We start from the raw sequence: 13,248 nt of genomic DNA, 5'->3' as shown, positions 1-13,248 counted from the left end.
AGGCGGCCTTCGGCTGGGTTTTCGCGGTTTGCTTGAGCGCGGCGATGCGCGGATCTTCGCGGTCTTCCGCGTCGTCCCTTTTTTGATAGGAGACCTGATCTTTAGGGCGATCGGAACAACCTGTGTCGTCGCAGATCCGTACCGTGCCGGCGGTAACCGACGGATCCTGCGCGCACGCGGCCAACAGCAACAGCAGCCCCGGTGCGAGTAAACGGCGATACATTGGTACTTTCCTCAAGTTTTATTGGCGCCGCAATTCTTCGAGCTATCCCATCCCCGCGAGCGTTTACCCGGTTGCGCGCGGCGCAGCGGATACAATCCGCGCACGCCGACACGCTGCCAAGGCTCTCTCAGGTTCTCTCTTCGAATCGTTCCGTCACTGCTTCATTGCTGCCGCTCTGCGCTGATCCGACTGTGCCGGCATCGATCTCCAAACATGACGCAGCAAACAATAGTGACGTGGTGAGCAATAATAATGGAGAAAAATGGCATGTCAAGGGCATTCGCGTGTTTGAAGTTTGCGTAGCGCGTCAGCTTTGATATGCTCTTCCTCGCCAAAACCCCTGGAGACCCCATCGAGATGTCCACCACCGAGCAGGCCAACGTCGATCTCATCACCGCCAACAAGGTGCGCGATCTCCTGAACCGGAACGGCATTCCGCCGCGAAGTCACAACACGACGATCGCGAACGTGCTCGGTCTGAGCTTCTCGGTCGTCACGCGCAAGATGAAAGGCCTGATCCCGTGGAACCTGTCGCAGTTGCAGGACATCGCGACGCACTTCGGCGTGCCACCCGCGATCCTGCTCGACGACAAGGGCACGCAGCCGGCCGCGGCGGAGATGATCGACGCGACGTTCGTGATCGAATCGAAACGCTTGCGCTGCCGCGCAGCGATCTCGACGAAGGCCACCAGCCAGATCGAAACGGATTTCGTCGCGCTGCAATGGCAGGGCGAATGGATCGTCACCGAACGCGAGCATGCGCGCGAGGGCCGCACGTATCCGGTCGACGTGATCGAGCTGCGCTCGGCGCAGCCGAACGTGTATGCGGCGCGGATCGCCGTGGTCGACGATTCGCACGATGTCGCCGAAACGGTCTGCGAATATTTCATCGAGAAAGGCGTGAACGCGATTCCGTACTTCGACGGCGCGAGCTTCCGCAAGGCGCTGGAAGTCGAGGATTTCGACGGATACATCCTCGATTGGATGCTCGGCGACCAGACGGCCGCCGAACTCGTGCGCAGCATCCGCTCGAGCGAGAACAGCGGCGCGCCGATCTTCCTGCTGACCGGCAAGATCTCGACCGGCGAAGCGAGCGAGGACGAGATCGCGCACATCGTGTCGCACTACAACGCGCGCTGCGAAGAAAAGCCGGTGCGCCTGCCGATCCTGTTCGCGGAAATCGCCCGCGAACTGAAACTCACGCTGCCGGCCGCGGCGGCCACGAACTGAGAACCGGAAACCGACGCCGGGACGACAACCGGCTACACCAACCATCAGACCGAGGGGAAAGACATGCGCATTTCTACCATCTGGACCAAAAGCCTGCTGACGGCCTGCCTGCTCGGGATGGCCGCCGCGGCATGGGCCGCTTCGTCGTTCACGTTCACCGTCGACGGCAAGATCAGCAAGAGCAACCAGCAGGGGAAGACGACCTACGTCTTTTCCGAGCAGGCGCTGATGGCGCTGCCGCAGCATACGATCGTCACGTCGACGAGCTGGACGCCGAAGGCGACCTTCACCGGACCGCGCCTGTCCGACGTGCTGAAGACGGTCGGCGCGCAAGGCACGCAGATCGAATTCCGCTGCATCGACGAATACACGTTCACGATTCCCGTCTCCGACGCCGACAAGTACGGCGTGATCCTCGCGCGGACGATGAACGGCAAGGTGCTCGGCAACGACAACTACGGCCCGCTGTGGATCATGTATCCGCGCGACCAGTATCCCGACGAGCTGAAAACGCCGCTCGGCGAAGCCAAGTTCGCATGGCAGATCATCGGTCTGACCGTGAAGTGAAATGACGCGGCGGCGATGGAAAAATAGAAAAATCATCCTGGTCCTCGGCTCGCTGTGGATCATGGGATTCGCCGCGTGGGCGTTCCTGCTGTGGGATCTCCTCGCCACCTCGGTCAACGAGGGCGTGCTCGAGGGGCCGCGCGAAGGCGTGTTCTGGACCGCCGCGCAGTACCGCAACGTCTACACGCGCTTCGACCGGCAATTGATCCTGTACGCGACGCACGAGGACGAAGACTTCGATCACGTACAGGTGCAGCTCGACAGCCTGTCGGTGTCGTTCGGATTCCTGCAGCGGCCGTCCGAAGTGTCCGAATACTGGCTGCGCATTCCGCGCGCGCGCAACGAGATCGACGCGCTCGGCGAATTCATGACGCGCCTGAAGCGCGAGGTGCCGCCGTTGCGCGACGCGCCGACGCAGGCGCGGCAGGTAATCGACGAAGTCAATGCGTACTGGCCGAAGGTCAACGGCCTCGCGAACTACTTCCGCGCGATCGAAATGGCGCAGCGCGATTTCACGTTCCATCAATTGAAGGACAAGCAGCGCGCGATCCTGATCCTCGGCATCGTGCTCGGCGTGATTCTCTGCGCGTTGTTCCTGCTGCTGCTCTATACGATGCGCACGCGCGACGACCTGCTCGAACGGCAACACGCGGCGCTCGACGCGGAACGCAAGGCGTCCGACCGCGCGTTCGAGATGATCGAGGCGAAGAACGCGTTCCTCGGAATGGTCAGCCACGAGCTGCGCACGCCGCTGCAGGCGATCTGCGGATCGATCGAGATCCTGCTCGCGCGAGCGCAGTCCGACGCGAACCTGAAGACGATCCGGCGGCTACAGAATTCGGCGCTGTCGCTCGAAGCGCTCGTCAAAGACCTCACCGACTACATCAAGCTGCGCTCGACGAAGCGCATCGCCGAACTGGATACCGTCGGCGTCGCGCCGCTGCTTGCCGAAGTGCTCGAACCGCTGCGTGAGAAGATCGTGGCGAAACGGATCTCGGTCACGCAGCTCGTCGAGCCGCCCGGCCTCGCGATCCGCTCCGATCGCAAGCTGCTGCGGCAGGTGCTGTCGAACCTGATCGAGAACTCGGTCAAGTACACGGTCGGCGGCTCGATCACGGTGGCGATCACGCTCGCCGATGCGCCGGCCGGCCAGCAGGTGAGGATCGCCGTACGCGACACCGGCGCCGGCATCGCGAAGCAGCATCTGTCGAAAATCTTCGAGCCGTTCTATCGCGCGAACGACGCGGTCGGACTGCACGTCGACGGGATCGGCATGGGGCTCGCGGTCGTGCGCGAGATCGTGACGACGCTGCGCGGGCATGTGGACGTGCGCAGCGTGGTCGGCGAAGGCAGCGAGTTCGTCGTGACGCTGCCCGTCGAAGTACCCGGCGTCGATACGGGCGCGGGCGGCAGCGCGGCCGACATGCCCGCGCTGCCGCCGGTGCTGGCGCACCTCGGGCGGCGCGCGCTGGTGGTCGACGACAACGACAACGCGCGCGAAACGCTCGGCGCGATGCTGTCGGCGCTCGGCATCGAGGCCGATCTGTGCGGCACCGGACAGGAAGGTGTCGCGCGCTTCGGAACGGGCCGCTACGACCTCGTCGTGCTCGATCTCGAACTGCCGGACCTGAGCGGATTCGACGTGGCGCGGCGCATTCGCGCGGTGGCGGAACCCGACGACGACGGCCGGCATCCGGCTATCCTCGGCGTCAGCGCGTATGAATCGGCAGCGCTGCGCGAAAACCAGCGGGTGTTCGACGCGTTCCTGCCGAAGCCGGTTCACCTGCGCGAACTCGGCGCGCTCGTCGAGAAGCTGCTCGCCTGAGCCGCGCCAACGCGGCATCGCGCGTTCGCCGCTTTGCCCTGCTACGCGCCTACTCGCCGATCAGATGCAGCACGACGTCGCGCCGGTGCGCCGCGCGCCGATGTTCGAACAGATAGATCCCCTGCCACGTGCCGAGCACCATGCGCCCGTGCTCGACCGGAATCGACAGTTGCACTTGCGTGAGCGCCGTGCGCAGATGCGCGGGCATGTCGTCGGCGCCTTCGGTGTCGTGCTCGTATCGCGTGTCGTCCTCGGGCGCGAGCGTCGCGAAATAGCGTTCGATATCGCGCTGCACCGACGGATCCGCGTTCTCCTGGATCAGCAGCGACGCCGACGTGTGGCGACAGAACACGGTGAGCAGGCCGGTGCGGATCGCCTGCTGGTCGACGAATGCTCGTACCTGCGGCGTGATTTCGACGAGGCCGCTGCCGCGCGTATCGACGCCGACATGCGTGATGGCCTGTTGCATTGCCATGACCTCAGCCCAGCGCGGCGAAGCCTTCGGCTTCGATCTGCTTCGCGTCGGCGGGGCGCACGACCCGCGCGACTTCGACCCCGTCGCGCAGGAATACCAGCGTCGGCCACAGCTTCACGCCGAACGAGCGGCCGAGCGGACGGCCGGGGCCGTCCTCGATCTTCAGGTGCCGCACGGCAGGATGCTCGGAGAACGACGCCGTGATCGCGGGCTGCGCGCCTGCGCAGATTCCGCACCAGTTCGCGCCGAATTCGATGACGGTTGCGCCGCTCAGTGCGTCGACTTCCGCGCGGGTCGGCGCGTTGGCGGTATAGCGTTGCTCGGTGTCCATCGGGCCCTCGTGTGCGTTGGCGGAACGTGACTGCACGCGCCAGCCTGATGCGTGCAGCCTTCGATTTCCTACTGTAGCGGAAAAGCCCGCGCACTGCCGGCCGGTCCGGGCGGGCGCCACCGCGCCTTTGCGTACCTTTCGGAATGACACGACAAGATTCGGAGCGCCGCGCCGTCTCGACGGGATCAGCATGTGAACCGATCCCGTCAGCGAAGGACTCAACCATGAATGCGCCGCATTGCGTCACCGAACCAAACATTCTCTACTTCGGCACGCCCGTCGTGCTGGTCAGCACGCTGAACGAAAACGGCACGGCCAATCTCGCACCGATCTCGTCCGCGTTCTGGCTCGGCTGGCGCGGCGTGATCGGAATCGCCGCCAGCTCGCAGACCACCCGCAACCTGTTACGCACCGGCGAATGCGTGCTGAACCTGCCATCGTCGGCGCAGGCGGACGCGGTCGACCGTATCGCGCGCACGACGGGCACGTACCCGGTGCCCGATGGCAAGCGCGCGAAGGGGTACGTATTCGAACCCGACAAGTTCGGCACGGCTGGGCTGGCCGAAACGGCATCGCAAACCGTCGCGCCGCCGCGCGCGCTCGAATGTCCTGTGCATCTGGAGGCGGTCGTCGCGGCCACGCACGGGATCGGCGACGACATGCCCGACTTGCGCGGCCGCATCCGCGTGTTCGAGCTGCGCATCCAGCGCGTGCACGTGCATCCCGACCTGCTGATGGACGGTCATCCGGACCGCATCGATCCGGACAAGTGGTCGCCGCTGATCATGAGCTTCCAGAAGTTCTATGGGCTGGCGCCGCGACAGGTGCATGCGTCGCGGCTCGCCGAGATTCCCGAACTCGCGTATCGCAGTCCCGACATCGAGCGCTCGCGCGACGCGGGCATGCTGACCGGTACTGGGCGGTAATGAAGCGCGCGCGCGAATTCCGGTGAATCCGACACGCCGCCCTGCTTCCGCACACGTGGCCGATACCGCTGCGCCGGCCCAGCACCCTTTCACACGGCCGACCCGATGCATCGCCGTGCTGATCGCGCAGATCGACACAGCGATCGTAATCTCGCGATCGAACCGATGGCACGCGTTCGGCGCCCGCGTCGGCGCGCTGCGACTTGGCGCGGCACCGCCCTACGCGCCGCCCTCCCGCAGCGCTTCCGCATGGATGACATGACCCACCTGAAGCACTCGATTCGACGCGTACGGGCAGCGCACCGACACATCATGGATCGGAAACCGGCCAGCGCATGCAACGCCGGCTCTGGGCATCGGTTCAGCTGTAGCTGGCCACCGCGGCCGACGCCCTTGACATCCTGCGCCTTCTAGCTCGGGCGCCGGCAGGTATGCGCCGCTGCGGCCGAATCTGCCGGGAAGGCGGGCGCGGTGGACCTGGCCGACTTGCCGGTCAGCTACTCAACGAAGCGCAGGCCAAGGCGCTGTTCACCCGCGTTGGCATCATGTCCGTCCGCGAGCGCGTCGTCCGGACTACAACGCGATGGGTGTCACGCTCGGCCGGCATCCGCTCGCGCTGTTGCGCGTTCGCCCGACACGGTGCCGACGACCGCGACAGAGTTTTGCTAGCCGACTCTACACACCGGCTCGCCGGCATACACGTCAATGCTGGCGGCCATCTTTGCGTCTACGGCGCTGACGTGATGATGGCTCGACTACGGACGTCGATAAACGAGGTGAGTCCAAGCGGATTTTTAACGCCTATGCCGTGAGCTGGGCGCATACGTGGAACAAGCTTGTCATCGAACAAAACATCAGACAAATCAATAGCCTTGCAGCTACGCAACACTTGTTGACCTTCCTTTCCTTTCAAATGATAATGCGTCGCGTTACGGAATTACGAACTATTACATACGACAGGGTGGACGATGAGACGAGTATTGCAACCGGCACGACGCGCCGTTCTGGCCGCCGCCGCGTGCCAGCCGATCCTGGTGGGTGGGGTCTTCGCAAAGGAAAGCGCGCCGGCGCCGGCAAGCCCGGCCGCCGACGTGCTGCCGGCCGTGTCCGTCAGCGCGAGTTCGATTCGCGATCCGGGAGAAGGCTACAACCCGTTCAGCGCAGTCAGCGCGACCAGGATCGATGCGCCGCTGCGCGATATCCCGCAGACGGTCAACGTGGTCACGGCCGAAGTGATGCGCGATCAGCATGCAAACTCGTTGCAGGACGTCCTGAAGAACGTGGCCGGGGTTGGCTTCTCGACCGGCGACGGTCAGCGCGACCAGGTGACCATTCGTGGCTTCTCCGCGATCGCCGACCAGTTCGTCGATGGCATTCGCGACGATGCACTGTATTTCCGCGATCTCTCGAACGTCGATCGGGTTGAGGTCGTCAAGGGCCCCGCCGCCGTTCTTTATGGCCGAGGTTCTTCAGGTGGACTAATTAATCGTGTGACGAAAAAGCCCGGAGTCGACGTCACCAATCTTGGCATCAGCTACGGTTCGTGGGCCGATCGCCGAGTCGAAGCCGATGTCGGACGGGTGCTCGCAAACGGCGCGGCCGCCTTCCGGATAACCGGCGCGCACGAAGAGGCCAAGAGCTATCGCTCGCAGCAGTTTCTGAATCGCACGGCGGTCGCACCGTCGTTCGAATTTCGCATCGCGCCCAAGACGACCGTGTTGCTGCAAGCCGACTACCTCGAAGATCGCCGTGTGACGGACTTCGGCATCCCGGCCTACAAGGGACGACCGGTCGACGTGCCGGCATCCGCCTATTACGGTGCGGCGAATGCCGGCGAGGTGGACTACACGCGGTCGCGTGTCTACTCGAGCACCGCCACGATCAAGCACGAGTTCAACGAGCAGTGGTCGATCCGCAACGCCACTCGCTACTACCACTATTCGCTCGACCGGAACAACACGCTCGTCGGCAGCGTCAACGAAGCGAACCGGACTTTTACGCTGAATCACGGCAACGTCTATCGTGAGGAACACGGCTGGTTCAACCAGACCGATCTCACGCAAAAGGCCACGCTGTTCGGCATGAAGCACGAGTTGCTGTACGGGATGGAATTCGGCCAGCAGAACAAGGATCTCGTCAATTATTCCGCTCCCGTCACCGGCGCGAACGGAAAGCCGATGAACTTCGACCTGTTCACGCCGGCCCTGCCGACGCTGCCGCTCCACACGTCGGCCACGCCGGCCGCCAACAACCTCGGCATCTTCAAGACGCTGGGGTTCTACACGCAGGACTTGATCAGCTTCAACGATCAGTGGAAGGCGCTGCTCGGCATCCGCTACGATCGCTTCGAGCAGGAAACGATCGACCGACGTCCCAAGCAGCCGGGGCTGTCGCGTACGGACACGGCATGGAGCCCACGCCTGGGCCTGGTTTGGCAGCCGACCACGACGCAGTCGTATTACGTGTCGTGGAGCCGCTCCTTCCAGCCTTCCGGCGAGACGTTTTCGCTGGCGGCCAACAATGCGGAACTCGCTCCGGAAACCACGACCAACACCGAGATCGGCGCGAAGTACGACTGGCTTGGCGGCAAGGCCACCACGACGATATCCGTATTCCGGCTGGATCGCAGCAACATCAAGGTCGCCAATGCGACCAGCACGGCACTGATTCCGATCGGTGAGCAGCGGACCGACGGTATGGAACTCAGCGGGGCCGCGGAACTCGGCCACGGCTGGCGCGTTTTGGCAGGCTATGCGTACCTGGATGCGACCGTCACCAAGTCGACCGCGGCGTTGCAGGACAAACGCGCAACGCTCACTCCGCGCCACTCCGGCAACCTGTGGCTGACCAAGAATCTCGGCAGCGGCTTCGGCGTCGGCGGCGGCCTGAACTTCGTCGGCGCGCGCATGGCCGATCCGCAGAACACTGTGACCTTGCCGGGCTACGTGACGGCCGACATGATGGCCTGGTACGCGCACGGGCCGATCTCGCTCCAGTTGAACCTCTACAACCTGTTCAACAAGGGCTATATCGTTTCGGCACACGGCTCGAGTCCCAACCTCAACATGCCGGGGGCGCCGCGCAGCGTCATGGCAACGTTGCGGTACGAGATGTAGAACCCGAATGTGCCCAACGGGGAATGATGGTGCGGCTGGGCGCGACATCCGATCGCGAGCAAGCTCGTCGACCGAAACGAGCGCCTCGGGGGCGCTGCCTGCAACGTCGAGGGCGTTTTGTTGACGCGCTCTACACGCCGGCTCGCCACCGCGGCGGCCGAGCCGGCTCAGCCGGGACGCATGCGATCAAGCTCCTCGACGGAAATTGAAACGACTTCGAGGAGGTGCCGGACAATGTCCTCGGCGGACATTCCGGCTTCGCCATATTCGCGAACGTCCATATGGCGGGGTTGATACGAGCCATGCTCTCCGTTCACGATGTAAATCGTAGCTTCCGCGTCACCCGGCGTAAAAACGACTTGAATCGTCGTATTGCTCACGATCGCTTGCATGCTTATGGTGCCCATCGTGTCCTCCGGTCGTGCCTCGGGTACGTAGTATGCTCCATCGTCCAGGAGATTATTTCGCGGATTGGGCTTGGCATTCGCAATGCGCTGCGAGCTCGGTGACGCCGAAGAGTGCACCGTAGCTGATCAGATAACATACGGTCGGTCACCTCGACCTATGATCAAACCCCCAACCGACCGAGTGCTTCAAGTGATTCGACCGACCCCAGTATTCAAGGACAACCTCGCGCAACTGCCGGCCATCGACGGCATCGCGCACATCGATCTCGTCGGCGCGAACGGCGACGTGGTCGCGACCATCGAGAACCAGCCGGGCAAGCAGGGCTCGCTCGCGGTGTACCACTATCTGAAGCAGGCATTCGGCTCCCTCGACGCGAAAGCGGCCGAACACGGCCTCGCGGTGTTCGCCGAGCATACGGCCGACGCGCGCAATCGTCCGGGCGCGCACCCGAACGTCGATCGGCTGCTGGCGATCGTCGGCGGCGGCGAAGCGCTGCGCATCGACATCGTCGCGAAAGGCTGAGCTACGCAGCGATCCGGCACGCCGCCGCTTCTTGCTGCGGGGCGCGCCGGACCGCTGCGCGCCCGGCTGTGCCACACGAAAGCAGCCCCACCGTGCCCGAGGCCGAGCGACACCGAGGCCCGACCGCATCACACCGGAATCGTCCGACTTCGGCCCTTCACCGGTCAGCAGTTCAACCGGCACACGATCCCGATGCCGTCACCCGGCGCTGCCGGGAATTCGCGCGATCCCCCTTCCGAAACCGGCCCGTCTCCGAGTCTCGACGCAGGCCCCACCAGGCGAGCGAACGTGATCGCCGGCGGGATCTCGCGCCGCACTGAATCCGTGCGCAGAGGATCCGCGTTCCGGGCAGCACGCCGCCCGCCTGGCTCACCGAGTACACGGACAACCCCGCCCCGCAAACGACCGTATCCGGAGTCGTCGCTGTGCATTGCCGCACCAGCACTGCGCCGCACGCACGCCGCCAGTGCCGCCCCCTTTGTCGCGTCGAGCGCTGACGAACCTCTCCAATGCCGCGCCGAAGCAGGCCGGACACCGCATTCGCGGCATTTCGCGCGTGCTGGCATACATATTGCCAACAACGACCCTGACGCCGCGACGCGGCGCCTCGCGATGTTCCGACCGATCCCGCCGGTGTCCGACCGGCAATTCGCAGAGGTCTTCACCATGACGCGTTTGCGCACCTCCCTGCAGAGCGGCAACTGGCGCTCGCTGCTCGCGTGCTTCCTGTATTTCGATACCGGCTTCACGGTCTGGGTGCTGTACGGCCCGCTCGCGCCGTTCATCGGCAAGGACATCGCGATGTCCGCCGCACAACAGGGCTTTCTCGTCGCGGTGCCGGTGCTCGCGGCGGCCATCCTGCGTGTGACGCTCGGCAACCTGTACCAGTCCGCAAACGGGCGCAGCATCGCGCTGATGGGCGTCGTGCTGTCGGCGCTGCCGTCCGTCGTGTTGCCGTGCGTGCCCGGCACGCCGTCGTATGCGCTGCTGCTCGTCCTCGGCGTGTTCCTCGGCATGGGCGGCGCCAGTTTCGCGGTGGCGCTGCCGATGGCGGGCAGCAGCTATCCGCCGAAGGTGCAGGGGCTCGTGCTCGGCCTCGCCGCAGCGGGCAACATCGGCGCGGTCCTCGACGGCTTCATGTTTCCGCACATCGCGGCGGCAGTCGGCTGGAAGCTGTCGACGGCCGCCGCACTGCCGCTGCTCGCGATCGCGGGCGTCGCGATCGTCGCCTGGGCCGACGACCGCGGCGAGAAGTCCGGCAGCGTGCCACGCGCGCTCGGCGCATTCGCGATCACGCTCGTCGGCCTCGTCGCGCTCGTGCTGGCCGTGCACGGCGGGCTGTTCGGCGTCGGCAAGACCGGCGTCCTGCTGTTGCCGGTGATGGGCGCGCTGCTCGCGATCGCGATCCTGCCCGCTCGCTATCGCGCGGTGCTCGCCGAGCGCGACACGTGGGTCATCATGCTGATCTACAGCATCACGTTCGGCGGCTTCGTCGGCATGTCGTCGTATGTCACGCTGCTGCTGACGTCGCTGTACCAGATGCCGAAGATCGACGCCGGCCTGTTCATGTCGCTGCTCGCGTTCCTCGGCGCGATCGTGCGGCCGCTCGGCGGCTTCATCGCGGACCGCGTCAGCGGCGTGCGCGCGCTGATCGTGCTGCTCACCGCGATCGCCGTCGCCGATTTCGCGTTCGCCGCATGGATGCCGCCACTGGCCGGCGGCATTGCGTTGCTGATCTGTCTGTACGTTGCGTTCGGGCTCGGCAACGGCGCAACCTTCCAGCTCGTGCCGCATCGCTGGCAGGGCAAGACGGGGCTGCTGTCCGGGATCGTCGGCGCCGCGGGCGGCATCGGCGGCTTCTACCTGCCCGTCGTGATGGGCATCGCGAAGGAAAGCACCGGCAGCTATCAGCTCGGCTTCGTGACGTTCGGCGTGCTCGCGAGCAGCGCATGCGCCGCGCTCGTGTTGCTGCGCACGCAATGGCTCGCGTGGGCGATGCCCGCCGATGCGCGCGCGGCCGGCGTACCGGCCGTGCCGGCGCCCGGCATGACGCACGTCGCCGAGTGAGAGCCGCGGCCGGCGCGATCGCGAAGCCATACCGCGCCGGCCGTCTCTCGCGTCACGGTTGACTGCCCGCGACGGCGTTCCTAAACTGATCTCCCTTTCACGCCTCGTCGGCGAAAGGGTTTCCCGTGATCGATCTCTCCACGCTCGTGCTGTTCTCCGGCGCGTGTCTCGCGCTGACCGCCACACCCGGCCCCGACATGCTGCTGATCGCGTCCCGCAGCGTGAGCCAGGGCCGCCGCGCCGGCTTCGCGACGCTCGCGGGCATTCAGGCCGGCACCTACTGCCATGCGCTCGCGGCGGCGCTCGGGCTGTCGCAGCTCTTCGTCGCGGTGCCGCTCGCGTATGACGTCGTGCGCTTCGCGGGCGCTGCGTATCTGCTGTATCTCGCGTGGAAAACGTTCCGTTCGGATGCAACCACGCTGTCGCCTATCGCGTCGCAACGTCGCCGTTCGACCGCGGTGATCTTCCGCCAAGGGCTGACGACCAATCTGCTGAACCCGAAGATGGCGCTGTTCGTCCTCGCGCTGTTTCCGCAGTTCGTGCGGCCCGAACACGGCTCGATCGCCGTGCAGATTCTCGTGCTTGCGACCGTGCTCAACCTGATCGGGATCGTCGTGAACGGCGCGGTGATTCTCTCCGCGAGCCGGCTGAGCCGACGGATCGGCGCGCGCCGCCGTCCGTCGAAGGTGCCGCAATATCTGCTCGGCACGGTGTTCGTCGGCCTCGCCGCGCGGCTCGCGGTGGCCGGGCGCCACTGACGCAGGCAGCAGAGAGGTGATGACGCGGGCATATCAGCCGCCACCGTGCGCCGCCTCTGCTTCACGTGCGCGGGCGCGCAGGCACCGAAGCCTTCAGCGCGTCGCGCCCAGCGCCACGCGCAGCCGTTCCATCAGTTGCGTGTAATGGCGCAGCACGTCGTCCCTGGGCACGACATTCGCGGTCGAGAAACGCTCGGACCACGCCGGCTTCCATTCATACGAACCGTGCACACTGCGGTCGCCGTCGGGCGCGTGGATCAGCGAGCGGATCCGCGCGTCGCGGCCAGGCCCCGTATGCATCTCGAACAGCGCATGGATGAACGTGTGATACGCGTCGTATACATCGTCGTCGAACAGGTAGCGGTAGATGTGGAACGTGCGGTCGAGGTCGCGCTTCGCGCGGATCACGTCGTCCGGCGAGATGTCCTTCCAGTAGCCGATCCACGTATAGAAGCACAGCAGCGCATTGAGCTGCGGCGCGACCGTGTCGTACAGCGCGAGCCGCTTCTCGATCAGCCGCTGGTTGGTCCACTGTACGAGTTCGAGCCGCTTCAGCCGGCGCGCGACGAGCCAGCCGAGACACGCGACCGACAACGGCGTCAGCACGCCGAGCACGAGCTTGACGATTTCCAGCGAATTCCACGGCGTATTGAATGGCTGCATGTAAGGCTCGACAGGAAGAAACGCATTCGCTCCGACGTATGACCGGCGCGCCGCGCCGTTTGGCCGATCGCGTCGGCATTGACCGTTAGTTGCTTGCACATCGAACAATGCGCGGCCACACGAACAATCCGTGCGAC

At 65.1% G+C, this 13,248-nt stretch carries 12 protein-coding genes and 1 pseudogene; 8 read left to right on the top strand and 5 right to left on the bottom strand.

From position 1 onward, the window contains the following. Positions 1-223 (bottom strand): annotated as a pseudogene (locus WT97_RS31905) (sel1 repeat family protein); the annotation flags it as partial. Between the two features lie 357 nt (positions 224-580). Between WT97_RS31905 and WT97_RS00225 the strand changes: the two are divergent. The 3 genes from WT97_RS00225 (at position 581) to atsR (ending at position 3,845) form a co-directional block, all read left to right on the top strand. Then, positions 581-1,453 carry a helix-turn-helix domain-containing protein gene (locus tag WT97_RS00225; protein WP_060352574.1) on the top strand — a complete coding sequence of 291 codons (873 nt, stop codon included), beginning with the start codon at positions 581-583 and terminating at the stop codon, positions 1,451-1,453. 63 nt (positions 1,454-1,516) lie between these two features. Then, positions 1,517-2,020, top strand: a complete 504-nt coding sequence (locus WT97_RS00220) for a molybdopterin-dependent oxidoreductase (protein WP_060031315.1) — start codon at positions 1,517-1,519, stop codon at positions 2,018-2,020. Position 2,021: 1 nt separating this feature from the next. Beyond that, on the top strand, positions 2,022-3,845 hold the full coding sequence (gene atsR / locus WT97_RS00215) for a hybrid sensor histidine kinase/response regulator AtsR (RefSeq protein WP_060352573.1): 1,824 nt from the start codon (positions 2,022-2,024) through the stop codon (positions 3,843-3,845). 49 nt (positions 3,846-3,894) lie between these two features. Here atsR and WT97_RS00210 read toward each other — a convergent pair whose 3' ends face one another. Both WT97_RS00210 and WT97_RS00205 read right to left on the bottom strand, forming a co-directional pair. Further along, positions 3,895-4,314 carry a secondary thiamine-phosphate synthase enzyme YjbQ gene (locus tag WT97_RS00210; RefSeq protein WP_059793622.1) on the bottom strand — a complete coding sequence of 140 codons (420 nt, stop codon included), beginning with the start codon at positions 4,312-4,314 and terminating at the stop codon, positions 3,895-3,897. A gap of 10 nt (positions 4,315-4,324) precedes the next feature. Then, positions 4,325-4,651: a thioredoxin family protein gene (locus tag WT97_RS00205; protein ID WP_059793617.1), complete on the bottom strand. Its 327-nt coding sequence runs from the start codon at positions 4,649-4,651 to the stop codon at positions 4,325-4,327. Positions 4,652-4,875: 224 nt separating this feature from the next. Between WT97_RS00205 and WT97_RS00200 the strand changes: the two genes are divergently transcribed. Together WT97_RS00200 and WT97_RS00195 are read left to right on the top strand one after the other, a co-directional pair. Then, positions 4,876-5,577 (top strand): flavin reductase family protein, encoded by a 702-nt coding sequence (locus tag WT97_RS00200; RefSeq protein WP_060031309.1) that lies wholly within the window; start codon positions 4,876-4,878, stop codon positions 5,575-5,577. Positions 5,578-6,545: 968 nt separating this feature from the next. Beyond that, complete coding sequence (locus WT97_RS00195; RefSeq protein WP_060352572.1) at positions 6,546-8,693, top strand: TonB-dependent siderophore receptor; 2,148 nt, start codon at positions 6,546-6,548, stop codon at positions 8,691-8,693. Between the two features lie 167 nt (positions 8,694-8,860). Here the strand turns inward: WT97_RS00195 and WT97_RS00190 are convergent, their stop codons facing one another. Beyond that, positions 8,861-9,100, bottom strand: a complete 240-nt coding sequence (locus WT97_RS00190; RefSeq protein WP_059793611.1) for a hypothetical protein — start codon at positions 9,098-9,100, stop codon at positions 8,861-8,863. A 190-nt stretch (positions 9,101-9,290) separates the two neighbouring features. Here WT97_RS00190 and WT97_RS00185 point away from each other — a divergent pair, with 190 nt between their 5' ends. The 3 genes from WT97_RS00185 (at position 9,291) to WT97_RS00175 (ending at position 12,448) form a co-directional block, all read left to right on the top strand. After that, positions 9,291-9,623: a DUF2322 family protein gene (locus WT97_RS00185; RefSeq protein WP_059500126.1), complete on the top strand. Its 333-nt coding sequence runs from the start codon at positions 9,291-9,293 to the stop codon at positions 9,621-9,623. Positions 9,624-10,289: 666 nt separating this feature from the next. Continuing rightward, positions 10,290-11,690: an MFS transporter gene (locus WT97_RS00180; RefSeq protein ID WP_060352571.1), complete on the top strand. Its 1,401-nt coding sequence runs from the start codon at positions 10,290-10,292 to the stop codon at positions 11,688-11,690. Between the two features lie 125 nt (positions 11,691-11,815). After that, positions 11,816-12,448 (top strand): LysE family translocator, encoded by a 633-nt coding sequence (locus WT97_RS00175; protein ID WP_060352570.1) that lies wholly within the window; start codon positions 11,816-11,818, stop codon positions 12,446-12,448. A 93-nt stretch (positions 12,449-12,541) separates the two neighbouring features. On the opposite strand, the gene WT97_RS00170 is transcribed toward WT97_RS00175, so the two are convergent. Continuing rightward, entirely contained in the window at positions 12,542-13,111 is a 570-nt protein-coding gene (locus tag WT97_RS00170) for a hypothetical protein (RefSeq protein WP_034205640.1), read from the bottom strand. Positions 13,112-13,248: the final 137 nt, after the last annotated feature.

Source organism: Burkholderia sp. MSMB1459WGS, assembly GCF_001534535.1.
Taxonomy (GTDB): Bacteria; Pseudomonadota; Gammaproteobacteria; order Burkholderiales; family Burkholderiaceae; genus Burkholderia.
The sequence above is the reverse complement of the archived record's forward strand: the minus strand, read 5'-3'. Positions and strand labels throughout refer to the sequence as shown.